Source organism: Candidatus Kinetoplastibacterium blastocrithidii (ex Strigomonas culicis) (assembly GCF_000319245.1).
GTDB lineage: Bacteria > Pseudomonadota > Gammaproteobacteria > Burkholderiales > Burkholderiaceae_B > Kinetoplastidibacterium > Kinetoplastidibacterium blastocrithidiae.
The window spans coordinates 551,035-576,497 of sequence record NC_019814.1; the positions used below are offsets into that span (position 1 = coordinate 551,035).

General features: G+C 30.9%; 22 protein-coding genes. 3 read left to right on the forward strand and 19 right to left on the reverse strand.

Translation table 11 applies throughout. The features are described 5' to 3' along the window. Positions 1–156: 156 nt before the first annotated feature. The 12 genes from CKBE_RS02725 to ndk form a co-directional block, all read right to left on the reverse strand. The gene (locus CKBE_RS02725) at positions 157–1,449 is read right to left on the reverse strand and encodes an adenylosuccinate synthase (protein WP_015238060.1); all 1,293 of its coding nucleotides are present in this window, start codon (positions 1,447–1,449) and stop codon (positions 157–159) included. Positions 1,450–1,492: 43 nt separating this feature from the next. Continuing rightward, on the reverse strand, positions 1,493–2,650 hold the full coding sequence (locus tag CKBE_RS02730) for an ATP phosphoribosyltransferase regulatory subunit (protein ID WP_015238061.1): 1,158 nt from the start codon (positions 2,648–2,650) through the stop codon (positions 1,493–1,495). Between the two features lie 70 nt (positions 2,651–2,720). Continuing rightward, a complete protein-coding gene (hflC, locus tag CKBE_RS02735; protein ID WP_015238062.1) occupies positions 2,721–3,596 on the reverse strand; it encodes a protease modulator HflC in 876 nt (291 codons plus the stop codon). A gap of 14 nt (positions 3,597–3,610) precedes the next feature. Next, positions 3,611–4,921, reverse strand: coding sequence for an FtsH protease activity modulator HflK (gene hflK, locus CKBE_RS02740; protein ID WP_015238063.1), 1,311 nt, complete (start codon positions 4,919–4,921; stop codon positions 3,611–3,613). Then, positions 4,914–6,002, reverse strand: coding sequence for a GTPase HflX (hflX, locus tag CKBE_RS02745; protein ID WP_015390025.1), 1,089 nt, complete (start codon positions 6,000–6,002; stop codon positions 4,914–4,916). Before hflX ends, hflK begins: the two co-directional genes overlap by 8 nt. A gap of 62 nt (positions 6,003–6,064) precedes the next feature. After that, positions 6,065–6,301, reverse strand: a complete 237-nt coding sequence (hfq, locus tag CKBE_RS02750; RefSeq protein WP_015238065.1) for an RNA chaperone Hfq — start codon at positions 6,299–6,301, stop codon at positions 6,065–6,067. Between the two features lie 229 nt (positions 6,302–6,530). Further along, positions 6,531–7,886: a ribosome biogenesis GTPase Der gene (gene der / locus CKBE_RS02755; RefSeq protein WP_015238066.1), complete on the reverse strand. Its 1,356-nt coding sequence runs from the start codon at positions 7,884–7,886 to the stop codon at positions 6,531–6,533. A gap of 87 nt (positions 7,887–7,973) precedes the next feature. Further along, positions 7,974–8,603 carry a YfgM family protein gene (locus tag CKBE_RS02760; RefSeq protein ID WP_015390026.1) on the reverse strand — a complete coding sequence of 210 codons (630 nt, stop codon included), beginning with the start codon at positions 8,601–8,603 and terminating at the stop codon, positions 7,974–7,976. Continuing rightward, a complete protein-coding gene (gene hisS / locus CKBE_RS02765; RefSeq protein ID WP_015238068.1) occupies positions 8,600–9,910 on the reverse strand; it encodes a histidine--tRNA ligase in 1,311 nt (436 codons plus the stop codon). The genes CKBE_RS02760 and hisS overlap by 4 nt, the downstream gene beginning before the upstream one ends. Before the next feature lie 21 nt (positions 9,911–9,931). Then, positions 9,932–11,197: a flavodoxin-dependent (E)-4-hydroxy-3-methylbut-2-enyl-diphosphate synthase gene (gene ispG, locus CKBE_RS02770; protein ID WP_015390027.1), complete on the reverse strand. Its 1,266-nt coding sequence runs from the start codon at positions 11,195–11,197 to the stop codon at positions 9,932–9,934. A 118-nt stretch (positions 11,198–11,315) separates the two neighbouring features. After that, positions 11,316–12,452: a dual-specificity RNA methyltransferase RlmN gene (gene rlmN, locus CKBE_RS02775; protein ID WP_015238070.1), complete on the reverse strand. Its 1,137-nt coding sequence runs from the start codon at positions 12,450–12,452 to the stop codon at positions 11,316–11,318. Positions 12,453–12,475: 23 nt separating this feature from the next. Further along, the gene (gene ndk, locus CKBE_RS02780; RefSeq protein WP_015238071.1) at positions 12,476–12,910 is read right to left on the reverse strand and encodes a nucleoside-diphosphate kinase; all 435 of its coding nucleotides are present in this window, start codon (positions 12,908–12,910) and stop codon (positions 12,476–12,478) included. Positions 12,911–13,195: 285 nt separating this feature from the next. On the opposite strand from ndk, the gene CKBE_RS02785 reads away from it, so the two are divergent. After that, complete coding sequence (locus tag CKBE_RS02785; protein ID WP_015238072.1) at positions 13,196–16,066, forward strand: valine--tRNA ligase; 2,871 nt, start codon at positions 13,196–13,198, stop codon at positions 16,064–16,066. A 5-nt stretch (positions 16,067–16,071) separates the two neighbouring features. Here CKBE_RS02785 and trmD read toward each other — a convergent pair whose 3' ends face one another. From trmD to CKBE_RS02815, 6 genes are all read right to left on the reverse strand, one after another. After that, on the reverse strand, positions 16,072–16,851 hold the full coding sequence (gene trmD, locus CKBE_RS02790; protein WP_015238073.1) for a tRNA (guanosine(37)-N1)-methyltransferase TrmD: 780 nt from the start codon (positions 16,849–16,851) through the stop codon (positions 16,072–16,074). After that, positions 16,851–17,447, reverse strand: coding sequence for a ribosome maturation factor RimM (gene rimM, locus CKBE_RS02795; protein WP_015238074.1), 597 nt, complete (start codon positions 17,445–17,447; stop codon positions 16,851–16,853). The genes trmD and rimM overlap by 1 nt, the downstream gene beginning before the upstream one ends. Continuing rightward, positions 17,440–17,697, reverse strand: a complete 258-nt coding sequence (gene rpsP, locus CKBE_RS02800) for a 30S ribosomal protein S16 (protein ID WP_015238075.1) — start codon at positions 17,695–17,697, stop codon at positions 17,440–17,442. The genes rimM and rpsP overlap by 8 nt, the downstream gene beginning before the upstream one ends. A 76-nt stretch (positions 17,698–17,773) precedes the next feature. Beyond that, positions 17,774–18,043, reverse strand: a complete 270-nt coding sequence (locus tag CKBE_RS02805; RefSeq protein ID WP_015238076.1) for a sulfurtransferase TusA family protein — start codon at positions 18,041–18,043, stop codon at positions 17,774–17,776. Between the two features lie 7 nt (positions 18,044–18,050). Further along, positions 18,051–20,672 (reverse strand): alanine--tRNA ligase, encoded by a 2,622-nt coding sequence (gene alaS / locus CKBE_RS02810; RefSeq protein ID WP_015238077.1) that lies wholly within the window; start codon positions 20,670–20,672, stop codon positions 18,051–18,053. Positions 20,673–21,000: 328 nt separating this feature from the next. Then, positions 21,001–22,032: a 2Fe-2S iron-sulfur cluster-binding protein gene (locus tag CKBE_RS02815; RefSeq protein WP_225968673.1), complete on the reverse strand. Its 1,032-nt coding sequence runs from the start codon at positions 22,030–22,032 to the stop codon at positions 21,001–21,003. Between the two features lie 616 nt (positions 22,033–22,648). Here CKBE_RS02815 and rho point away from each other — a divergent pair. Next, the gene (rho, locus tag CKBE_RS02820; RefSeq protein ID WP_015390028.1) at positions 22,649–23,905 is read left to right on the forward strand and encodes a transcription termination factor Rho; all 1,257 of its coding nucleotides are present in this window, start codon (positions 22,649–22,651) and stop codon (positions 23,903–23,905) included. A gap of 59 nt (positions 23,906–23,964) precedes the next feature. Beyond that, complete coding sequence (locus CKBE_RS02825) at positions 23,965–24,651, forward strand: epoxyqueuosine reductase QueH (RefSeq protein ID WP_015238080.1); 687 nt, start codon at positions 23,965–23,967, stop codon at positions 24,649–24,651. Here the strand turns inward: CKBE_RS02825 and CKBE_RS02830 are convergent. Next, entirely contained in the window at positions 24,644–25,456 is an 813-nt protein-coding gene (locus CKBE_RS02830; protein WP_015390029.1) for a ZIP family metal transporter, read from the reverse strand. The genes CKBE_RS02825 and CKBE_RS02830 overlap by 8 nt on opposite strands. Positions 25,457–25,463: the final 7 nt, after the last annotated feature.

The window sequence follows — 25,463 nt, forward strand, 5'->3', positions numbered from 1 at the left end:
AATAATCATTTATAACGACATTAAACACCGCCAATGAAGAATTAAACACTAGCGGTGTAAAATTATTATAAATTCAACCGACTTATAGCAGCCAAAAATCATGAAACTTAAAAATATTCAAGACTTCTATTATATCTTAAAATATAGATAACTATATCAGCCTATAGGATTACGAAGCACAATAGTCTCAGAACGATCTGGTCCTGTAGATACTAGATCTATCGGGACGCCACAGACTTCTGCTATCCTTCCAAGATAATGTTTAGCCTCTATAGGTAATTTATCAAATTCCTTTATCCCAGCAGTTGAAGAACTCCACCCAGGCATCTCTTCTAATACAGGTTCTAATTTAGAAACAGCATGCGATCCATATGGCAAAATATCATAAAAATTTCCTTCAGAACGATAACCAACACATAACTTAATAGTATCAATACCATCTAGAACATCAAGTTTTGTGATACATAAACCAGAAACTCCATTTAATCTTACTGATCTTTTTAAAGCCGCTCCATCAAACCATCCACAACGCCTTGGTCTACCGGTAACTGATCCAAATTCTTTACCTACTGTAGCAATATGTAATCCCAATTCATTTGATAACTCAGTAGGAAATGGACCAGACCCAACACGAGTTGTATATGCCTTAGTTATTCCTAATACATAATCTATTGCCTGAGGACCTATTCCAGAGCCAGATGAAGCAGAACCTGCGATACAATTACTGCTAGTAACATATGGGTAAGTACCATGATCAATATCTAAAAGAACACCTTGAGCACCCTCAAACAACAAATTGTTTCCAGATTGCTGCATATTAAATAAATTAGTAGCGACATCATGAACCATTGGTTTTAACAAGGGAGCAAAACTTAAAGTTTCATCTAAAATTTCTTGGAAATCTAATATGTCTGTATTGAAATAATTCTTTAAAATAAAATTATGGTACTCTAAGTTATCATTTAATAAATCCTTAAAATGAGACTCGTTAAATAAATCCTGAACCCTTAATGCTCTTCTTGCTACCTTGTCCTCGTAAGCAGGACCTATTCCTCTACCAGTTGTTCCTATTTTTTCCTTACCCTTATGTAATTCACGAGCATTATCTATGGCAACGTGGTAAGGTAATATTAGCGGACATATATTAGAAATCTGCAATCTAGACCTGACATCTATGCCTGCTGATTCGAGTTCAGAAATCTCTTTCAAAAGAGCCTCTGGAGAAAGAACAACACCATTACCTATAAAACAAGTAACGTGAGGTCTCATTATTCCAGAAGGAATTAATCTTAGCACGGTTTTAGAGCCATTGATCCAAAGGGTGTGTCCTGCATTATGACCACCCTGGAAACGGACAACACCATTGACCGACTCTGTTAACCAATCAACAATCTTGCCCTTACCCTCATCACCCCATTGAGTGCCAATTATTACTATATTTTTGCTCATATCATATTTAAATTTAATAGTTTATATGTATATCCCTAGATCACTATGAGATATAGCTAACCTGCCAGATGCCTTCAAATAAAACTAATTTACGGTCAAACAAAAACTCATCTTGATCAGGATAATCACCTGGTAGTACTTGAACTACTATTTCGCCCTTTCTACGCAAACCACGAATTGTTTCTATCAATAGAGGATCACGACCCCATGGGGCTAATATGGCCTTAGACTTTGCTAGTTTTAATCCGGATGCCAACAAACGCAAATTTAAGCTAAAACCAGTAGCTGGTCTAGCTCTACCAAACGCTAAACTAACATTATCATAACGACCACCGGTAACCAATACTTCTCTCCACCCATCGGCATAAAGAGCAAACTTAACACCAGAATGATAACCATAACCCCAAACATCAGCAAGATCAATACTTAATTGTACATTTGGCAACAAAGCATTTGTCAAAACCTGCAATGAATCAAGAGCCGATATGATACCAGGTGATGATGGTAATATCTTGCGGGCTCTTGAAATCACATCATCAACATTTCCGTATAGTGAACATATAAACTGTAACATTCTTATGGTGTCAGATCTTATAGATTTTTTAGTTAACTCTGATATTCCTGTAGTATCTTTTTCTTTTAATAAAGAAATAATTAAATCAGAGTTACTATAAGCATTATGATCTAGCTCCAATATGCTGCGAACAACACCTGGGTGAGATAAATCTAACCTTGGTAAGTCTATACCAGCAGTATGAACTGTATCTAATGCCATTTGAATAATTTCTAGATCAGCTTCTACGCCACTATGGCCATATATCTCAGCTCCTATTTGAAGAAATTCTCTACTAGATAAAGCATCTACAGGACGAGCATGAAAAACATTGCCACAATAACATAATCTAGTGACTCCATTGCGATTTAATAAATGAGCATCTATGCGAGTAATTTGAGGAGTCATATCAGCACGAATACCCATGGTTCTACCTGATAGCTGATCTATAAGTTTACATGTTCGTAAATTTAAATCACTACCAGTTCCTGATAGTAAGGAATCTATATATTCCACTAAAGGCGGACATACAAGCTCGAAACCATATTTTCTATATAAATCTAACAATCTATGACGCAAGTCTTCTATTCGTCTAGCTTCCATAGGAAGCACATCTGCAAGATTTTCAGGAAGCAACCAATTACTCATAACAATGATCCTTGGACAATAATTAATAAATATACGATAGTGAATTGAAAATTATTTTTAAGAAATAAATTTATTCTTTTATTGAGGATCTCTTAATAAACTGAAAAAATTCAGAGCTGGGATCTACAATCATAACATCATTTTTTGTAGAAAAAGAAGCTCTATAAGCATCTATACTTTTATAAAACTTATAAAATTCCTTGTTTTTAGTGTAAGATGAAGAATATATAGCACTAGCAGATGCATCTGCATCACCCATGATTTCTTGGGCCTTAACATTTGCTTTTGCTAATATTTCTTCTCTATGTCTGTCTGCTTCTGCTCTAATTTTTTCACTTTCTGCAGCTCCAATCGATCTTAGTTCATTTGCCACGCGAGTTCTTTCGGCTTCCATGCGCATATAAACAGATTTTGATATTTCAGGAGCAAATTCTATATGACGTAACCTTACATCTACAATCTCTACTCCTAATGGACTAGCTCTATTAGCCACATTATTTAATATTTCAGCCATTATTTTAGCTCGTTCTACAGAAACAACTTCTTTTACGGTTCTAATATTTACAGAAGCATTCAAAGCATCTCTAATTTGAGCTTGCAATCTTTCTTGTGCAGCCCTCTCATTACCTTCGAAAGTAACATAAAATAATCTTGGATTTGCTATTTTCCATTTAACGAAAGAATCTATCAACAAATTCTTTTTTTCCGAAGTCTGTATTCTTTCAGCATCCTTAGATTCTATTGTTAAAACTCTTTTATCAAGAAAAACAATATTTTGAAAAGGTGATGGTAACTTGAAATACAACCCAGGATCACTAATTTCCCTTCTTAACTCTCCAAGAGAAAATACTAGAGCATAATTTTGCTCACGAACAATGAATAAAGTAGAACCAATAATTGATGCTATTATAAATATTCCAGATAAAATTAAAAATATACGATGCATAACTTTATACAATATTAACGGTTGCGTTGTAACTTATTTAATTCAGAACTAGATAAGTCATTTTTCATATTTTCAGAACATGTCTGTCTTCTGTCATCTTGTTTTTTATTTATAAACTGAGAACTAATATTTTGATAATTACGGAGTTCAGAATTTATATCAGATTTAAAATCATTACCATCTCCAGAACTAGCTCTAATCATTTTATCTAATGGCAAAACCATAAAATTATTATTACTGGAATCTACCATAACTTTACTAACACTAGAAAAAATATCTTTCATTGCATCTAGATATAAACGATCCTTAGTCACCTCAGGAGATTTTTCATACTCTATTAGAATACTATCAAAACGAGAAGCATTACCCTTAGCATCTCCTACTATCCTTGCTTTATAACCCTCTGCTTCTTCTATAACTCTAAAAGCTTGTCCTCTAGCTAAAGGAACAACTTGATTAGCATACGCTTGACCTTCATTTATCTGCCTTTCTCGATCTTGACCTGCTTTCACTGCGTCATCAAAAGCATCTTGAACTTGCTCTGGAGGTTGAACATTTTGTATAGCTACTGCTGTTATTTGAATTCCAGTATTATAGTTGTCTAATATTTTTTGCATAAGATTTTGAACTTCGGATGCTACTAGTGTTCTACCCTCATACAAAACAAAATCCATTGTCTTTCTACCAACAATTTCACGCATAGATGTTTCTGCTGCTTGACGAACAGATTCATCGGGATCTCTTGTTTTAAATAAATAATCAGGAGCTCCATCAGAATTTAACCTATACTGAACCACGAATTGCATATCTACTATATTTTCATCTGTTGTTAACATCAATGATTCTGTTAAAACCTTATTCCTGGATCCTCCTCTAGATCCAACTTCAAATGTTCTTAGTTGAGATATATTTACAATTTCATATTTTTCAATTGGCGCTGGAAATATCCAACTAAAACCTGCATGAGTTGTTTTTAAATATTTACCAAATCTAGTAATAACAGCAACCTGGCCTTCTTTTACAACAAAGAACCCACTAGCAATCCATATAACAAACAATAACAAAAATGATACAATTAGAACATTAAAAGTATTTTTATTGCTAAATCCATTATGTCCTGAACTGTTAAATTCCCCATTATTGTTTTTCTTCCCAAAAACATTACTAATTTTTTTATTTAAGCTGTCCCAGACTTCAGATAAATCAGGAGGACCATCATCGATGTTTTTATTAGCAGAATTGTTTGGTAGGCTGTTCACTTTTTCTTCCATATTTTTTTTACGACCCCAGCCTGAATCGTTTAGATTTAATAGAATTTTAGACATTATTCCTTAGCACCTTACTGGCATTCGATATTACACTTTTCAAAAAATCTACACCATCAAGATTTACTGCGCTCATAAAAACCTTTGCTACAAGTCCTGCACTATCATCATACAGCAACTTAGAAGTAATTTTAGACTTGTCAGTTTTATTGTACACTAAAACAGTAGGTATATTAGATGCTCCTATCTCCTTTATGACTTTGTTTACATTTTCAATTTGATCATACATTTCATTACTAGATGAATCTACTATATGCAACAACAAATCAGCGCTAGCCGTCTCCTCAAGAGTAGCGTGAAATGCCTCCACTATAGAATGCGGCAAATCTCTTATGAAACCTACTGTATCAGATAAAATTATATCCTTATCTATATCATCTCCTACCCAAATACGACGAGAAGTAATATCAAGAGTGGCAAATAACTGATTGGCTACATAAACCTTATCCTTAGCAAGGATATTGAAAATAGTAGATTTTCCAGAGTTAGTATACCCTACTAAGGATACAGAAAATGCGCCATTACGCTCACGTAATCCTCTTTGAGAAATCCTTCTTAATTTAATTTTTTTTATGCGCTCCTTCAAAATCTTTACTTTTGAGCCTATAACACGGCGATCCATCTCTAGTTGAGATTCTCCAGGGCCTCTCATTCCTATACCACCCCTCTGGCGTTCTAAATGAGTCCATAATCTAGTTAGCCTAGTGGATAGATGTTTTAGCTGTGCTAGTTCAACTTGAAGCTTTCCCTCGTGACTTTTTGCCCTTAATGCAAAAATATCTAAAATAAGCGATACCCGATCAACTACCCTTACGTTCCAAATTTTTTCAAGGTTTCTATGCTGAGAAGGTAATAGCGCCTGATTAAATAAAATAATCTCTATGGATAGATCATTTAATAAAGATAATATCTTCTGAACATTACCAGAACCTATAAAAAATTTATTATCTGGCATGTCTTTTTTAAATAACTCAATATGCAGTATGTTCGCCCCAGCAGATTGTGCTAGCATGATGAATTCATCTATATCACACTGAAAATTATCTTTATTTAAATTAACAGCAATTACTAATGCACGCATAATATCAATTAAAATAGACACATGTTAATAACATTCAATTAATTCAGAAACTATACAATAAATTATTCTGAATCGGAATTGTATTGTAGGTCTACGGCTCGAGAGGGAACAACAGTAGAAATAGCATGTTTATATATCATCTGAGTTACTGTATTACGCAGTAATACAACGTATTGATCAAAAGCTTCAACTTGCCCCTGAAGTTTAATGCCATTAACTAAATATATTGAAACTGGCACATGATCCCTACGCAATATATTTAAAAATGGATCTTGAAGCATTTGTCCTTTATTATTCATTAGTATTGTCCCATGTATTTATTATAAACATAAATTTATTTTAGATTTAAAAACTTTTTATTAATTTTAATAGCAAAATAAAAATAAAGCTGCAATTTTAGATATATATTTTTTTTATAGAAATATAAATTAAATATAAAAACAAATCACTACAAAGTATAATTTTTTATAAAAAAATTCAATATAATTTGCCGTTGTGTTGAATATACAATTTAAAAAATGACTATAATTAAATATAAGGATTTTTAGATGACTTAAACTCAATTCTAAGAGGGGTCCCAGATAATTTAAACTCTCTTCGAAAAAAGGACTCTAAATACCTAACATATGAATCTTGTATACTCGTTAAACAATTACCATGAATAACTATTACAGGTGGATTTTGCCCCCCTTGATGAGCATAACGCAATTTAGGGACAAATATACCCTTCTTTGGTGGTGGTTGCTGCTTAGTAGCATCTAGTAAAACTCTTGTTACTTTTGGTGTTGGCAATTTAACAAAAGCTGCATCATATGCATCATTTACAGAAAACAATAATCTTTTTATGTTAGTTTTTCTTAAAGCTGATATAAAATACATATTTGCAAATGATAGAAAATGTAATTTTCTTTTAAATTCTCTTTCTATAGCTGAGCGACTGTCTAGTGATATAGAATCCCACTTGTTAATAGCTATAACAATTGCTTTTCCAGACTCTAAAATAAAACTTGCTATGCGTGCATCTTGATCTGATATTCCAGTATTAGCATCTAATGTTAATATCACAACATTACTTTTTTCTATGGACTGGATAGTTTTAATAACAGAAAATTTCTCTATACAATCAGAAACACGGCTACGTCTCCTTAAGCCAGCTGTATCTATCAATACATATGACCTTCCTGAAAAATTGAAATCAATATTTATAGAATCACGTGTTGTCCCTGGAGAGTCAAAAGTAATCAAACGCTCTTCTCCTAGAATACTATTGATCAAGGTAGACTTACCTACGTTAGGTTGACCAACAATAGATAACCTTATTTTTTTATACAGATCATCATTTTGAGAATCAACATTATCATTTTTACTATATTTATCAATATATAATTTAGATTTGAAAATACTTTCTATAAGAAATCCGATTCCATCACCATGGGAAGCAGAAATTAAAAAAGGAGCTCCAAATCCTAATTCATGGAACTCACTTGCTATTGTATCAATAGATCTTCCCTCTGATTTGTTAATAACAAGAAATACATTGGTTACCGATAGTTTTCGTAAAAAATTGGCTATATCGTAATCAGTATTACATAAACCATCTTTACCATCTACCAAGAAAATTACTATATCAGCGTCCAAAATAGCTTGATTAGTTTGATTAGCTATTTTCATATACATTTTATCTTTAGATAAAGGCTCAAAACCACCAGTATCTATTACAATAAAATTATATTCACCGAACATACCATCACCGTAAATTCTGTCTCTAGTCAATCCGGAAAAATTTGCTACTAAAGCATCTTTAGATTTAGTGAAACGATTAAAAAGCGTAGATTTTCCTACGTTTGGTCTTCCTACTAAGACAATTGCTGGTTTATACGACACGATAAAAACTTTATAAAGAAAATTTCAAAATTAAATATTATAACAACATAAATATTATTATATATAAGCAAATAAATGATTTAGAGTTCATGGATTATAAAAACTAACAGAATCAATTTTTGATTGAATTACTGGCAATAAAGGATCATTTTCTTCTATTGCCTCCATTGCTTTTGTCCACCAATAAATAGCCTCTTTAATATGACTCTGAGCAAAGAAAATATCGCCTTTTTTATCTGCAACCAAACTAAAGAAAGAATCACATGGAATATCTAAGTAAGCAATAGACTCCTGGTATTTCTCTTGATCTAATAATAAACAAGATATTCTCAAACTAGCAATAGACTTAATTAAAATACTATTAGAATTATCATTAACCCATTTTAGTTCATTCAAAGAACCTTGCAAATCACCGCCATCATATAATGCTCTTGCTGTTAATAAACTTCCAAAATATGCATAACTAGTATTAGAATAACCATTGCGCAAAATATTCATAATATATTTAATTTTATTTAGATCAACAGAATCAGAATTTAAATTTTTATTTAAAACTTCAAAATATTCTAACGACTTGTCTAATCTATTTTTATTATAAATTTTCCACGAAAATGAGCCGGCAGTAACTATAATAAAAAAACAAAGCAAAAATATTTTCGCGAAATTACTCTTAAAAAAACCATAAAAAGAATAATCTTTTCGTAAGAAATTAATCATTTCATAAGCCTTTTTCTTAAAAAAGACTCTAGATTTTCAATTGGCATAATTTCTTGCTCCTTGAAAATATCATTAGGATATTGACGTAAATTCTTTACACTAACTGAATTGTTAATTATCTCGTTTTCACCAAATATTACAGCAATAAGAGCCCCACAAGAATCAGCAATCTTAAATTGACGCCTAAAACTATCCCTACCACTGTGTAAAATAACCGAAAAACCTGAATTGCGTAACTGCTCACTAATTTTCAATGAGATCAATTGAGATTTTAAGCTATCATGCATAATGTAAACATCACACTCACTCTTAATATAATCTTTATCAGTATTTGTTTTTTTCCATATTTCTATTAGCCTTTCAAACCCTATTGCAAAACCAGCAGCAGGAATTTGTTTGCCGCCAAGAGATTCTATTAATCCATCATATCTACCACCACCACAAACAGTACCCTGCGAGCCTAAGTCGTTGGAAATCCACTCAAAAACAGTCAAATTATAATAATCTAACCCTCTAACTAAACGATTATTAAGATTGTATTTAACTCCTGCTTCATCTAGAAAAGAACAAACTTTTTCAAAATGATTTATTGAACTATCAGACAAAAAATTAAATAAATTAGGGGCTTCAATTATTAGAGAGCGCATTTCAGGATTTTTACTATCTAATATTCTTAATGGATTAGAATATAATCTACTTCTACTTGCATTATCTATGCAATCAATATTTTTCTCAAAGAAACTTACTAATTCTTGCTTGTATCTTATTCTATCTTGAAGTAAACCTATGGAATTTAACTCAAGATGGATATTATTTAGCCCCAACTTCTTCCATAAACTTGAAACCATAATAATTAATTCAGCATCAATATCAGGATCAGTAAATCCAATAGTCTCAACATCTACTTGGTTAAATTGTCTGTAGCGACCAGCTTGAGGTCGTTCATGTCTAAATACAGGTCCTATAGAGTATACTCTTCTAGATCTTTTGTATGCAAAATTATGCTCTATAGATGCACGAACTATACCAGCAGTTATTTCTGGACGTATCGTCAAACACTCTCCATTTAAACTATCTACAAAAGAATACATCTCTTTTTCAACTATATCGGTAACAGATCCTATACCTCGTTCAAATAACCTAGTATGCTCTAGTAAAGGGACACGTAAATTAACATAACCATAACTATGCAGCCAATCTATTATCAATTTTTCTAAATATTCCCAATCTGCGCTATCCGGAGGAAGAATATCATTCATGCCCCTAATAGCTATAATCTTATTCAAAATATTATTATTCTCAGACATTTTACTAGTATCTTTTAATTTTTATAAAGAAAACCTACCGTATCGAGCAGCAACATAGTTAGATATTATGGTTTTAAATTCCGATAATATACTATCACCCTTTAGAGTAGTAACTCGCTCGCCATCTACAAATACTGGCGCAATAGGAAGCTCTCCATTACCAGGTAAGCTTATCCCAATATCAGCATTTTTACTTTCCCCGGGTCCGTTAACTACGCAACCCATAACGGCCACATTCATTTTTTCAACTCCTGGGTATAAATCCTTCCAAATCAACATATTATCTTTTATAAATATATCTATATCACTAGCTAATTTTTGAAAAAAATCACTGTTTGTTCTGCCGCAACCTGGACAAGAAATAACGGAAGGAGAATAAAACCTAATTCCCAAAGATTGAAGAATTTCTTTAGCTATTAAAACTTCTCTTGACCTAGAATTATTGCCTTCCGGTGTTATCGATACACGTATGGTATCCCCTATTCCTTGATTTAACAATATAGATAATGCTGATGTAGATGAAACTATACCTTTATCTCCTAATCCAGCTTCTGTAAGTCCCAAATGTAGTGGATAATTACAAGCATCTGAAAGAGCATTATATACGTAAATCAACTCTCTAACCTGACTTACTTTACAAGATATCACTATTTTATTACTGCCAAGACCAAGCTCCTCTGCATGACTAGCACTATTCAATGCAGATTCTATCAATGTGTCTAACATTACTGATTTATAGTCAAGCTGATTTTCTTTAAGATGATTATTCTCATTTAGTTTTAACGATAGTAAATCCTTGTCTATACTTCCCCAATTTACACCAATTCGAACTGGTTTATCGTACCTGCACGCTATTTCTATGATATTATTAAAATTGTTATCTTTGTAATGTCCAGAACCAACATTTCCAGGATTTATTCTATACTTTGATAATGCTTGGGCGCAATCAGGGAAATCAGATAACAACTTATGCCCATTGTAATGGAAATCCCCAACTAGAGGAACATAAATTCCATTCTTATCTAACTGATTTCTAATATCTATAACAGACCTAGCCGCCTCTGATGAATTAACAGTTATGCGAACAAGCTCTGCTCCAGATAAAAACAATTCTTTAATTTGCAAAGAAGTATCAATATAATTAGTAGTGCCAGTGTTAGTCATAGACTGTATGACAATAGGATAACCACCTCCTATTGTCACATTATTGTCATTCCAAGATACTTCAACAGCATTAGTTTTTCTACGATTTAAATAATAGTATTCTTTAGGATCTGTCATGGACATGATTTTATATTCTTAAAAATAAACTGAAATGCTGAAATGAAGTAGTTATATAGATTATATACAAAAAGAAAAATCAAATATAAAAATTTAAATATTGAACAAGTCAACTCATACCAAACTATATTCTTTTTATAGGGATCTGTGTTGCTATTTTAGTTACATTCTTAATACTACCAGATAGTTGCCCACAAGCGGCATATATATCATTACCTCTAGTCTTTCGTACTGTAGTCATTATTCCACTATTTATTAATCCATTAGCAAAAGAATTAATTTTTTCAATTGCAGGAGCTTTAAATTCAGAATTTATAAATGAATTAAAAGGTATCAAGTTAACCTTACACTTAATTGTCTTTATAAGACTTATAAGCTCCTTAAGATGGTTATCCGTATCATTAATACCAGATAGCATGCAGTACTCAAATGTTATAAAATCTCTAGGAGATCTTAGAATGTATCTCTTACATGAATCAATTAATTCTTTTATAGGATATTTCTTGTTTATTGGAACCAACTTATTACGTAAAACATCATTAGCAGCATGTAAAGAAACAGCTAAAGAAACAGGACAATCTCTTGCAAGTTTATCTATCATGGGTACTATACCTGATGTTGATACTGTTACTTTTCTTCTTGAAAAACCATATGCATTTACATCAAGTAGCAATTTTATCGACTGAACAACCTCAGAATAGTTTAATAATGGCTCGCCCATACCCATAAAAACTATATTTGTTATCAAGTTTCCTCTATCTTTAATGCTATTCTTATTTATCAAAGATTCATTTCCAATTAATTTATAATTAATTGACCTTTGAGCAGACCATAGTTGGCTTATAATCTCATTAGCACTAAGATTTCGATTAAAACCTTGATGCCCAGTAGAACAAAAAGCACAATTAACAGCGCAACCAGCTTGGCTAGATATACAAAGAGTACGTCTGTTTTTTTCTGGAATAAAAACAGTTTCAATAGCATTGTTATTTCCAACATCAAATAGCCATTTTACTGTACCATCTTTAGAAAAAGTTTCGCTTTTAACTGGCATATTCTCTATTTTTGATATTTCTTTTAATTTATCCCTTAATTTACTTGAAATATTTGTCATAACATCAAAAGAATTTGCAGAGAATTTATGAATCCACTGCTGCAATTGAGTAGCACGAAAACTACTTTTAATAGAATTTTCCTCTAAAAATAAACTTAATGACTCGTGATCCAATCCAATTAAATTAACAAGAGAATTATTATTCATAAAAGTCTTTTGTATTCTCTATATTATTTATGTTCCTGAGCATAGATCTCTGTCTCAGAAAAGAAAAACGAAATTTCTTTAACTGCATTGTCTATAGAGTCTGAGCCATGCACTGCATTAGCATCTATACTATCAGCAAAATCAGCTCTGATAGTCCCAATATCAGCTTTCTTTGGATCAGTATTGCCCATTATGTTTCTATTTTTTTGAACAGCATCATCGCCCTCAAGAACCTGAATAAATGATGGACCAGAAACCATAAAATCTATCAATTCTTTAAAAAAAGCACGATCTTTGTGTATATAATAAAAACTTTCAGCCTCAGAACGTGATAATTTTTTAAATTTAGCAGCAATTATGCATAATCCTGCCTCCTCAAAACGATTTATTATTTTTCCGATAATATTTTTACGTATAGCATCAGGTTTTATTATCGACAAGGTTCGTTGTTTTAACATAAGATCAATCCAATAAAGTTTTATATATTAATATTTGAAAAACCAGCTAACATTCTAACCTAATAATCAAATTAATTTAACAAAAGGAACTTTATTTTTTTACTAAAAAATGTCAGTATTTGATAAAATGCGAAGCTTAACTTTTTCATTATAAAATAATTATAATGAACAAATATAAAAAATAAATTTTAATTAACACTTATGAACGACATAAGATGAATGTTAAGCACTGATATCAGTCTGCTATCTTAACCACTTTAAATGCATTTTCTGGAATTATATTCGATGAATAAATCGGTATTAAATGAATATACAAAAAAAAATAAATTATCTAATGATGAAGATAATCTTTCAAAAAGTTTTGATCCTTGCTCTATAGAAAAAAAATGGTATTCAGAATGGGATAAAAAAGGATATTTTAAATCTGGAAAACATGTAGGAACCGATAAAAATACTGAGGATTTTATAATCCAATTCCCTCCTCCTAATGTAACAGGCACCCTACATATGGGACATGCCTTTAATCAAACAGTTATGGACTGTCTTGTTCGTTATCATCGAATGTCAGGCGATAATACGATATTTATTCCAGGAACTGATCATGCAGGCATAGCTACACAAATGGTTGTAGAACGCCAGCTAGAAAAAAAGAATATTTTTCGTTCTGAGCTAGGAAAAGAAAAATTTATAAAAGAAATATGGAAGTGGAAAGATCATTCTGGGAACACTATAACAAATCAAGTGAAAAGACTTGGTATATCAGCAGATTGGGATAAAGAATATTTCACTATGGATCATAAGATGTCTATAGGTGTCATAGAAGCCTTTGTTAGACTTTATAAAGATGGTCTAATTTATAGAGGAAAACGTTTAGTTAACTGGGATCCTCATTTACTTACTGCTGTATCAGACTTAGAAGTAATTACAGAAGAAGTAAAAGGCTTTATGTGGCATATATCTTATCCATTATCAAAAGAATTTATTAAGTCTGATAACGGCATTAAAAAGATAACAGTTGCAACAACAAGACCTGAAACAATATTTGCCGATTCAGCTATATGTGTAAATCCTAAAGATCATAGATACAATGATCTTATAGGAAAAACAGTTAGTTCCCCAATAACTAATCAAAAAATACCTATTATTGCTGATGATTTTGTAGATATGAATTTTGGTACTGGTTGTGTAAAAATTACTCCAGCTCATGACTTTAATGACTATGAATGTGCATTAAGACATAATTTACCTATGATAGAGATTTTTACAAAAAATGCTCATTTAAATGATAACGTTCCAGAAAAATATCGAGGACTGGACCGTATACAAGCTCGTAAAATTATTATCGAAGATATAAGCAAATCTGGGCTTTTGGTTAAAGAAGAAGAACATATAATTATGATTCCAAAAGGAGATCGTTCAGGTGCAGTTCTAGAACCAATGATCACAAATCAATGGTTTATTGCTGTTAGCAAATATACTAATAATGAAATTTGCTCAAATAAAAGCTTAGCTAAAATAGCACTGGAAGAAGTTGAAACAAACAGGATAAAATTCCATCCAGAAAATTGGAAAAATACCTATAGGCAATGGTTGAATAACATTCAAGATTGGTGCATATCAAGACAACTATGGTGGGGACATTCAATACCAGCATGGTATTCTGAAGATGGAAAGATATTTGTAGCAAAAAATGAAGAAGATGCATATAAAGAAGCATTAAGTTTAGGAGTAACAGGAAAATTAACAAGAGATCCAGATGTGCTTGATACCTGGTTTTCATCTGCTTTGGTTCCCTTTACAACTCTAGGATGGCCTAATGATACATTAGATTTAGATAAATACCTTCCTTCTAGCGTTTTGGTAACAGGGTTTGACATCATATTTTTTTGGGTAACCAGAATGATCATGATGACAAAATACCTAACAGGTAAAATACCATTTAAAAATGTCTATATACACGGTCTTGTACGTGATTCAGATGGACAGAAAATGAGTAAATCTAAAGGAAATACTCTTGACCCTATAGATATAATAGATGGCATTAATTTAGAAAATCTAGTTAAAAAAAGAGTATTTGGTTTATTAAATAATAAACAGGCAAGTAATATAGAAAAAAATACTCGTAAACAATTTCCCAATGGGATTACTGGTCTTGGTACAGATTCACTAAGATTCACTATGGCATCTTATGCAACACTTGGTCGCGATATAAATTTCGATATTAAAAGATGCGAAGGTTATAACAATTTTTGCAATAAATTATGGAATGCTTCACGTTTCGTTCTTCTAAATACAAAAAATAGCCCGATAATAAATGAAAATGTAGAATTTTCATTTGCAGACAAATGGATAAAATCTAGGTTACAAAATACTATTCTTGAAGTAGAAAAAGGATTCTCGGAATACCGATTAGACAATATTTCAACATCAATATATAAATTTGTATGGGATGAATTTTGTGATTGGTATTTAGAAATGGCTAAAGTGAATCTATATCAGCTAACAGATCCACAAAAGAATGCTACAAAAAAAACATTAATCAGTGTGCTTGAGACGATTTTACTTTTACTACATCCTATTATGCCTTTTATAACTGAAGAATTATGGCAAAAAATACATACATATGATTTAAATAAAACTAGCATCAGTGTCCAGCCCTATCCAAAAATAAATAAAAATGAAGTGAATCTGGATATAGAAGATAAGTTTTTAAATTTAAAATTACAAATAGATTCTATACGTGCATTGAGAGGTAGCATGAACATATCACCATCTCATAAAGTACCCCTGATAGCTAAAGGAGATATAGAAGAGTTAAAAATAAATTCTCCTTATCTAATTTATTTCTCAAAATTAGATAAAATTGAGATTGTTGATGATTTACCCAAAATTAATGCTCCACTAAAAGTAATTGGAGCAACCCATTTGATGTTAGATATAAAGATAGATCCAGAAGAAGAATTGTCTCGATTAAATAAAGAATTAATGAAAATCTCAATGGAAATAGAAAAATCTAAAGAAAAACTAGAAAACGTTGGTTTTATAAAAAAGGCACCATTAGAGATACTAGAAAAAGAAAAAACCAAACTTAATAACTTAGAAAATACTTTTATAAGCCTTAAAAATCAATGCTTTGAAATAAAAAAGATAAAATAAAAATACTAAGTTGTATCATTGCTATTATTTTTTAGGAGGGATATAAAAAGCTCGTCATCTTCTGTGAGAAATCCATTGTTACGAGCTTTTATAATCAAATCTGGACGACGCATAAACGTTATCATTAGAGACTTTTCCCTATTCCATTTCCTTATGTCACTATGATTTCCATTAAGCAAAACTTCTGGAACAATTTCTTCTTTAAAATTTCTTGGCTTAGTATATGGATGATCATCTAATAATCCTGATTTATATATACTAAACGATTCACAAGCTTTGGACCTGTCATTTCCAAGAACATTAGGCAACAATCTTACTACAGCATCTATTAATGCTAAAGCTGCAATCTCTCCTCCTGATAGTATGAAATCACCAATAGATATCTCATGGGTAACACAACGATTAACGAATCTTTTGTCAACTCCTTCATAGCGACCACAAACTAATATAGCCCCAGATGTCTTAGATAACCTAATAGCACGATCCTGATCAAAAACATCACCAATTGGAGATAATAATATGACTGGAATATCATTAAAACCAGACAGCATATGCTCATGTTTTATGAAGCTAACAGTGTTTTCCAAAGATTCTGCAGACATAACCATTCCTGGTCCACCACCGTATGGATTATCATCTACCCTCCTAGTTTTATTGTTTGTAAAATCACGAGGATTCCAGGTATTTAACTCCCATTTTTTATTTTTATAGGCCCGACCAACAACTCCAATATTTTTAATAAAATTAAAAATCTCAGGAAATAAAGTAATTATGTCTAATCGCATTAATCTATTTGCCAACTAGTAAAAATGCAATTATCTTCCAAATTAACATTAACAATATATGATTTTACAAAAGGAACCAATATATCTTCTATTTTATTTTTGTTTTTATAATTTTTTAAAAAATTAATATCTGGTGTAATACTAAGTATAGGATGAGCTCCATTTTCAAAAATATTATTAACTACTCCTATACAACACTGTGTCTCGCCTGAATATCCATGTACAAAGCAACCAATTAGATCTACCCAATAATACTCATCATCACCTGTGCTTGGAAATAAACTTCTAGATACGCAAATTGTATATCCACGCAACGCATTAGAATCCTCACGACTGAGGTTTTCCATAAGTCTAACTATTATAAATTTACCGTGAATCCTGGCACTTACAATATTATGATGATAAAAATTTAATCCAGTAGTAATCGATCTGCATTTATTACTAACAATCCAGCAATCACTTATATTTAATAAAATACTTTGATCCTCAGAGTAAGGATATATTTTCAATAAACCATTAACGCCGTACGAGGAAACAATACGGCCTAACTCTACTAAATCACTGGGAATATTAAGAGTCTCTAAATAACTAGACACAATGTATATTTTTTGAAAATTCTGAGATTAATCTTTCAACAACTGGAGACAAGCATGCACCATTATCCTTCCAAAACTTTACTCGATCTAAAGATATTTTTAATTTGTTTTCTGACGATGAGCTAACAGGATTATAAAAACCTAAACGCTCTATAAATCTACCATCACGACGATTTCTAGAATCAGTAACAACTAAACTATAAAAAGGCCTCTTTTTTGACCCACCACGTGCTAAACGAATAATAACCATAATAACCCTAAAATTTAATAAATCATAAAACTTTTAATTCTATCAGTAATTAAGTATAAATTACAAAAAATAAAAATCAACGTCTTCTAATATAGATTACAATGTATTCTATCTCATTATCTATATATTTCTCTTTAAAAACTATAGAATTACCAGTCTGTTCTGCAAAAATCACAAAATCGTTTAATGAGTCTATATTGGAAGTACTAATAATACGTAAAATTTTACCAGTTTCCATTTTAGACAATGCTTTCTTTGTATTCAATATAGGAAGCGGACATGACAATTTTGAAACATCCAAGATATCGTCATAATGACATTCCTCATTATTATCAAATTTCTTCATAAAAAACCTAAATTTTTTCTTTTATAAAATCAAGCACATTGTCTAATATCTCTGGCAATTTAATATCATAATTACCACTCCCTGCAGACATATTATGACGACCCCCACCTTTACCATTAGTTTTAGACAATACTAAATTTATAATATCTTTAGCACTTACTAAACTTGTAATAGTATTTGAAACACCACAAACTATATCAGTTTTGCCACTAGGCAAGACTGTAACTAATAGCACTATAACATCATGAAAACGAGATTTCATTGAATCCACTATATTACATAACACATTGTGTTCTACATTATGAATAATTGACACTAGGACACTAATATTTTTTATTAATTTAATAGTATCTACTGTAAAATTATCAACAATTAAATCAGCTATGTTCTTTTCCAAGAAAGAAATTTTCTTTTCTCGTTCTTTAATACAATTAATTTGATCAGTTACTTTAGCTACTATATTAGATATGCTTGTATTTAAAGAAGCAGAAAGGTCTAAACATGTATCATACTGAGACTGAATAAATTTAAGAGCATTATTACCTGTAACAGCATCTATTCTCCTTACTCCAGATGAAACGCTACTTTCAGAAATTATTTTAAATAATCCTATATCTCCAGTCCTATTTACATGTGTACCACCACATAATTCCAAAGATGACCCTATTTGAACAACCCGAACATTGTCATCATATTTTTCACTGAACATAGCAATAGCACCACTTTTTATAGCATCGTTGTATTCCATATTGCTTATGTTTACTAAGTAATTAGATAATATTTCCTCATTAGAAATTCTTTCTATTTCCTTTATTTGATCAATACTAACCGAAGAATCATGAGCAAAATCGAAACGAATCCTATCTGAATCAACTAAAGATCCTTTCTGTACTGCATGCATCCCCAAAACATTACGCAAAGCTTTATGCATAATATGTGTTGCAGAATGATTTCTTGAAATATTTTTTCTATTTTCTATATCTATAGAAGCCCTTAGAATATCTCCAACCTTTATCGACCCTGATTCTAGATATCCAGCATGAACAAAAACACTAGAGAACAATGTAGTATTTTTAACAAAAAAATTTGCAGTATCACTAATTAAAAATCCTTTGTCTCCAACCTGGCCACCAGATTCAGCATAAAACGGAGTTCTGTCTAAAATAATATTAGCACTATCTTTTGTTCCTATGCTATCTACAAATTTACTATCAACATAAATAGCTATTACTTTTGCAGATAAATCAAAGATTTTATATCCATCAAAAATTGTAGCAGGACCACTATAATTTATTAAAGCATTTGAACTCTTAAACTTTCCAGATAGTCTTGCTTTATCTCTTTGTTTAGACATGGCCAATTCAAAAGATTCTATATCCACACTAATTCCATGCTCACGACAAACATCTGCGGTTAAATCAGCAGGGAAACCATATGTATCATATAAATTAAATAATATATCACCACTAAAAATATCTCCAGACTTCATATTATTTAAATTACTATTTAGAATTTTCATGCCATTGGCTAAAGTTTCTATAAATCTTTCTTCTTCTTGTTTTAATATACGAATTATTAAATTAGAACCAGATACTATCTCTGGGTAAGCAGTACCCATTTCATGAATCAGATCTGGAATCAATTTATAAAGAAAAACTTCATTTTCTCCTAGTTTATATGCATGTCTTAGAGCTCTTCTAATTATACGTCTTAAAACATAACCACGACCATCATTAGCAGGTAATACACCATCCACTATGAGAAAAGCAGTAGCTCTTATGTGATCAGATATAACTTTTAAGGAATTATTAGACAAATCATCAATATTAATTAAACTAGCAGAAGATTTAATTAAATTTTTAAATATGTCTATATCATAATTGGAGTTTACTCCCTGTAAAACAGCAGCTATTCTTTCTAGACCCATTCCGGTATCAATGCATGGTGTAGATAGAGTCGTAATTTCACCATTAACATCGATATAAAACTGCATGAAAACCAAATTCCATATCTCTACATATCTATCACCATCAGAATCATCTGTACCCGGAGGTCCTCCATATACATCAGATCCATGATCATAGAATATTTCTGAACAAGGACCACATGGACCAACATCAGCCATCTGCCAAAAATTGTCAGAAGCATACTTTGATCCCTTATTATCCCCTATTCGTATAATTACATCTGGATCCAAACCAATTTCTTTATTCCAAATATTGTAAGCTTCATCATCATCGTAATATACCGTTACAAGTAACTTATTCTTTGGTATTTTATATATTATAGTTAGTAACTCCCATGCATAATGTATAGCCTCTCTCTTAAAATATTTTCCGAAACTAAAATTTCCTAACATTTCAAAAAATGTATGATGCCTGGCTGTATAACCAACATTATCAAGATCATTATGCTTTCCTCCAGCTCTAAAACAACGCTGTGATGTAACGACACTCTTATAATTACTAACTTCATATCCAGTAAAAATATCTTTAAACTGAACCATTCCTGAATTTGTAAATAATAATGTTTGATCATTTTTTGGAACAAGAGAAGAAGAAGGCAGTATAGTATGTCCCTTCGACTCAAAGAATTTTAAAAACTTAATACGTATATCTGATGTTTTCATTAAAAAACTAGCTAAATAAAGAAATTAAATTTAAATACCCAATTCATTAATTTTCTATTTATAAAAAATTAATGAATTGGGAAAATTACTATAATTATATTAAGAAAAATAATCATTAAAAAAAACAAAATGAAAATTATTAATCTAATCTAATATAATTATAAAATTTAAATAATAAGAAACCTAAACAATACATCAAATGTACAGTAAAATATACCAATATATAATAATTTGACCAATGTAACAGCCAATATTAATAAGTGAATATTGGCTAAAAATTTTTTGCAATAAACACCACTATCAATCCATACAACTTCCACAAAAGCAATTAATCATACAAATAAAAAGGATCAGCAAAAAAATTAGAGCATTTCAAATTGCATTGTGAAATAAAATTAATCCTAGCTAATTCAACAATATCTGGAGAGCCACTTGCGTATACTTCGTATTCTATCATATCAGGTATATCTTCCATAACCACATTATGCACATCACCGACTTTACCATTCCAATCATAATTTGTTGTTAACTTGTTTGAAACAACTGGAGTATAATGGAGATTGGGTATTGTTTTTATCCAAGAATCTATTAGATCTCTCATATACATGTCCTTAATATTCTTAACACTCCAGTATAAATATATAGGTCGCCATTTCCTAAAAAGAAGTATGTATTCAATCATTGATTTAATTGGTGCAAAACCTGTGCCACCAGCTAGAAATATAATTGGATTGCAGCTCTCTTTTTTTAAAGTAAAATTACCAAATGGACCCTCTAAATTCATAAGATCATTTATCTTAAATATTCTACTAGAATCATATCCAAATAATTTATCAGTAAAATAGCCGCCACGAAAATGACGAATATGAAAATTTAGAATATTATTTATACGAGGAGAGTTTGAGATTGAATAACTTCTTCTAATATTTCTATCTAGAACTATGTCTATATATTGACCTTCTTTAAATATAAAAGGACGACTACTCAATAACTTGATATCCAAAGAAATAACATTATCAGCAACCTTCTCCATTGATACAATTTTTCCTATATGCTTCTGTATCAATAGATCTACTTGTTCTACAACCATATCAGATAATGGATAAGATCTACAAGCAAGTATATTGAGATCAGAATTATCATTATTGGAAATTTTTTTCAAATAATTTTTTGTTTCAAATAAACCAGATAGCACTTTACATTCGCATCTTTTACAATCACCCATTTTACAACCATGTGGAAAATCTATCCCTGATTCTATTGCTGATTCCAATATAGATTTGCTTGCTTCTGCAACAAACTTCTCATCACTTGGTTTTATAGTGATACTAAAACTCATAGTCACCTTGTTTAAATTCATATGAATTAAAATTTAACAAATATTACTAAAGTTAATATATGTTTTCATAAAACATGGATATTAAGTATTTAGACATATAAATGCAAATTACAATTTAAATCACCAATAAAAAAACTATTGATAGTAACTATATATAAATAACATTTTTTATTTAATTATTAATCTCTGGATTTGCAAAAAACCAACATTTAATTTATATACAAGTAACAATTTTTTTATAAAACAAAATCTTATGCTTTATTAAAATTAATTTTTTAAAAATTTTATTTTATACAAGAAAAGCCAATTAATAATTAGCAATTAACAGTGTTTAATGGTTATAAACATAATGATAGTTTATAAAATATAGAAATTATGGAATAAAAATACATAATTATATTTTCAATAATAATCCTTAGAAAATTATAATGATTATTGACTAGTAGTAAATTACTGTTAAACTCAATCAAGTATTAGTCGCAGCTACAAAATACGATATACATAATTATATCGTTTTCATATCACTTGTTAAATCAACCATTTAATGACCGTGCTTGATGATAATTTTTCTTATTAAGATATAGAAAAGTTAAAATTTATAGTTCATGGTTATATGTAATCAAAAATAATAATCGCAATGCATCTAAACGAACTAAAGACGCTACATGTTTCACAATTGCTAGAAATAGCCTTAAGCTTAGAAATAGATAATGCTAACCGCTTACGCAAACAAGAATTGATGTTTGCAATAATGAAAAAACGAGCCAAACAAGGAGAACAAATCTTTGGCGATGGAGTATTAGAGGTTTTACCAGATGGATTTGGATTCCTTAGATCTCCTGAAACATCATATCTAGCTAGTACTGATGATATATACATATCCCCATCTCAGATAAGAAGAATAAATCTACATACTGGAGATTCAATAGAAGGAGAAGTTCGTACACCAAAAGATGGAGAGAGGTATTTTGCATTAGTTAAAGTTGATAAAGTAAACGGAGTTACTCCAGAATTACTTAAGCATAGAATTATGTTTGAGGACTTAACACCTCTACATCCTTGCCAGCATATGCGCCTAGAGAGAGAGATTAAAAGCGAAGAAAATCTAACAGGCAGAATACTAGATGTATTCTCTCCAATTGGCAAAGGTCAGAGAGGACTGATAGTTGCTAGCCCTAAATCAGGCAAAACTATTATGATGCAGCATATAGCACATGCTATTGCATCTAATTTTCCAGATGCAATACTAATAGCATTGTTAGTAGATGAACGTCCTGAAGAAGTCACTGAAATGCGACGTACTGTTAAAGGTGAAGTAGTAGCTTCTACATTCGATGAGCCAGCAACAAGACATGTACAAGTAGCCGAGATGGTCATTGAAAAAGCAAAAAGATTAGTTGAAATGAAGAAAGATGTAGTTATTATACTGGACTCAATAACAAGATTAGCAAGAGCATATAATACTGTTGTTCCTTCCTCTGGAAAAGTTTTAACTGGTGGCGTTGATGCTAATGCTCTACAACGCCCTAAAAGATTTTTTGGGGCTGCTAGAAATATAGAAGAAGGAGGATCTCTGACTATTTTAGGAACTGCTCTTATAGAAACAGGTAGTAGAATGGATGAAGTTATCTATGAAGAGTTTAAAGGAACAGGAAACTCAGAAATACATTTAGAAAGGCGTATAGCAGAAAAACGAGTATACCCTGCTATTAACTTAAATAAATCCGGAACAAGACGAGAGGAATTATTAATTAAACCTGAGATTTTACAAAAGGTTTGGGTTTTAAGGAAATTCATACATGACATGGATGAAATAGAATCCATGGAATTTATATTGGACAAAATGCGAAACACAAAAAACAATAACGATTTCTTTGATATGATGAGAAAGTAAAAGCCAAATTACACTATAGGCAAATAAATAATTCAAAGTAAATATTTCCAGATCATGACATGATAAATAATGTAAAAATAACAGAAAGACCCACTGTAATATTACCACCTAATTCTAAAAAAGTTCTTCTACATTCTTGTTGTGCCCCATGTTCTTGTGAAGTAATGGAAATAATGACAGAATCACACGTAGAGTATGAAATATTTTTTTATAATCCAAACATTCATCCGAAACAAGAATACGAAATAAGAAAAAGAGAGAATATTAGATTTGCGGAAAAAAACAACATAAGATTCATAGATGCTGATTATGATACTGATAATTGGTTTGCTCGGGTAAAGGGATTAGAACACTCACCAGAAAGAGGAGACAGATGTACAATTTGTTTTGATATGAGATTTGAAAGAACCGCTTTATATGCTCATGAACATGGTTTTGATACTATCACAAGTTCTTTAGGTATTTCTAGATGGAAGGATATGGATCAAATTAACTCAGCAGGGATACGAGCATCTTCCAAATATAATAATTTAATCTACTGGACATATAATTGGCGCAAGAAAGGTGGCTCTCAAAGAATGATAGCAATTAGCAAGAGAGAAAAATTCTATCAACAAGAATATTGTGGATGTGTATATTCACTAAGAGATACCAATAAATTTAGAATATCTCATGGATCGGAACGAATACAAATTGGCATTAAGTTCTATGATGAAGAATATAAAAAAACTAAGAATATTATTTAATACCAATAAAGCAACTACATTGACATAGATAATTATGACCAAGATTAGTAATTAAATATGTAATAGCAATGCCAACTATTACAAAAATTAATTGAGGAATATGAGCAGTTGGATATTCCTGTTCATGCATACTAGGTATTAAATCTGATATTGATATGTATATAAAACTACTTGCAGCTATTACCAAAACATATGGGGTTATTTGTTGAATATTCTGTAAAATAAAATATCCGAACAAACCACCTATAGATGAACATAAGCTTGAAGCAAGAATCATACAAAAAATTCGTCTTCTATGGAAACCAGCATTTCTCAAAACTACAAAATCACATAATTTATGAGGAACCTCATGTGTAATAATAGATAATGCTGTCAAAACACCTAATAAAGGAGAAGCTATAAATGATGCTGAAATTAATACGCCATCAGAAAAATTATGTAACGAGCTTCCTATTAAAATTATTACACCACCGTTACCAGCATCATGCCTATCATGACCATGGCTATGTCCATGACCATCACCTTCATAATGATGATTATGCCTAATCAATGATATTTTTTCTAATATAAAGAAACCTACTATTGAAACTAACATTGCTAATAATAAAACATCAGATTTCTCTGGAATATCATTAAATGCCTCTGGAAGCAAATGCAAAAAAGATACTGATAAGAAAACCCCTACGGATAAACTAACCATATAATGCAAATATTTGGAAAATATATTATATGTTAACCAATTAGCCATGCATACGGCTATCAAACCACTAGAAATTGTAGTTACCAATATATATAAAATTATCATATTTAAA

What these genes read in the sequence shown, in the direction of transcription:
- hflK (WP_015238063.1), bottom strand. Translation starts at nt 4,921, where the DNA reads ATGTCTAAAATTCTATTAAATCTAAACGATTCAGGCTGGGGTCGTAAA.
- rlmN (WP_015238070.1), bottom strand. Translation starts at nt 12,452, where the DNA reads ATGAATAATAATTCTCTTGTTAATTTAATTGGATTGGATCACGAGTCA.
- CKBE_RS02725 (WP_015238060.1), bottom strand. Translation starts at nt 1,449, where the DNA reads ATGAGCAAAAATATAGTAATAATTGGCACTCAATGGGGTGATGAGGGT.
- trmD (WP_015238073.1), bottom strand. Translation starts at nt 16,851, where the DNA reads ATGCGATTAGACATAATTACTTTATTTCCTGAGATTTTTAATTTTATT.
- ndk (WP_015238071.1), bottom strand. Translation starts at nt 12,910, where the DNA reads ATGTTAAAACAACGAACCTTGTCGATAATAAAACCTGATGCTATACGT.
- CKBE_RS02825 (WP_015238080.1), top strand. Translation starts at nt 23,965, where the DNA reads ATGATAAATAATGTAAAAATAACAGAAAGACCCACTGTAATATTACCA.
- CKBE_RS02805 (WP_015238076.1), bottom strand. Translation starts at nt 18,043, where the DNA reads ATGAAGAAATTTGATAATAATGAGGAATGTCATTATGACGATATCTTG.
- CKBE_RS02785 (WP_015238072.1), top strand. Translation starts at nt 13,196, where the DNA reads ATGAATAAATCGGTATTAAATGAATATACAAAAAAAAATAAATTATCT.
- rho (WP_015390028.1), top strand. Translation starts at nt 22,649, where the DNA reads ATGCATCTAAACGAACTAAAGACGCTACATGTTTCACAATTGCTAGAA.
- CKBE_RS02760 (WP_015390026.1), bottom strand. Translation starts at nt 8,603, where the DNA reads ATGATTAATTTCTTACGAAAAGATTATTCTTTTTATGGTTTTTTTAAG.
- alaS (WP_015238077.1), bottom strand. Translation starts at nt 20,672, where the DNA reads ATGAAAACATCAGATATACGTATTAAGTTTTTAAAATTCTTTGAGTCG.
- rpsP (WP_015238075.1), bottom strand. Translation starts at nt 17,697, where the DNA reads ATGGTTATTATTCGTTTAGCACGTGGTGGGTCAAAAAAGAGGCCTTTT.
- hisS (WP_015238068.1), bottom strand. Translation starts at nt 9,910, where the DNA reads ATGTCTGAGAATAATAATATTTTGAATAAGATTATAGCTATTAGGGGC.
- hflC (WP_015238062.1), bottom strand. Translation starts at nt 3,596, where the DNA reads ATGCATCGTATATTTTTAATTTTATCTGGAATATTTATAATAGCATCA.
- CKBE_RS02730 (WP_015238061.1), bottom strand. Translation starts at nt 2,650, where the DNA reads ATGAGTAATTGGTTGCTTCCTGAAAATCTTGCAGATGTGCTTCCTATG.
- CKBE_RS02830 (WP_015390029.1), bottom strand. Translation starts at nt 25,456, where the DNA reads ATGATAATTTTATATATATTGGTAACTACAATTTCTAGTGGTTTGATA.
- hflX (WP_015390025.1), bottom strand. Translation starts at nt 6,002, where the DNA reads ATGCGTGCATTAGTAATTGCTGTTAATTTAAATAAAGATAATTTTCAG.
- hfq (WP_015238065.1), bottom strand. Translation starts at nt 6,301, where the DNA reads ATGAATAATAAAGGACAAATGCTTCAAGATCCATTTTTAAATATATTG.
- CKBE_RS02815 (WP_225968673.1), bottom strand. Translation starts at nt 22,032, where the DNA reads ATGAATTTAAACAAGGTGACTATGAGTTTTAGTATCACTATAAAACCA.
- ispG (WP_015390027.1), bottom strand. Translation starts at nt 11,197, where the DNA reads ATGTCCATGACAGATCCTAAAGAATACTATTATTTAAATCGTAGAAAA.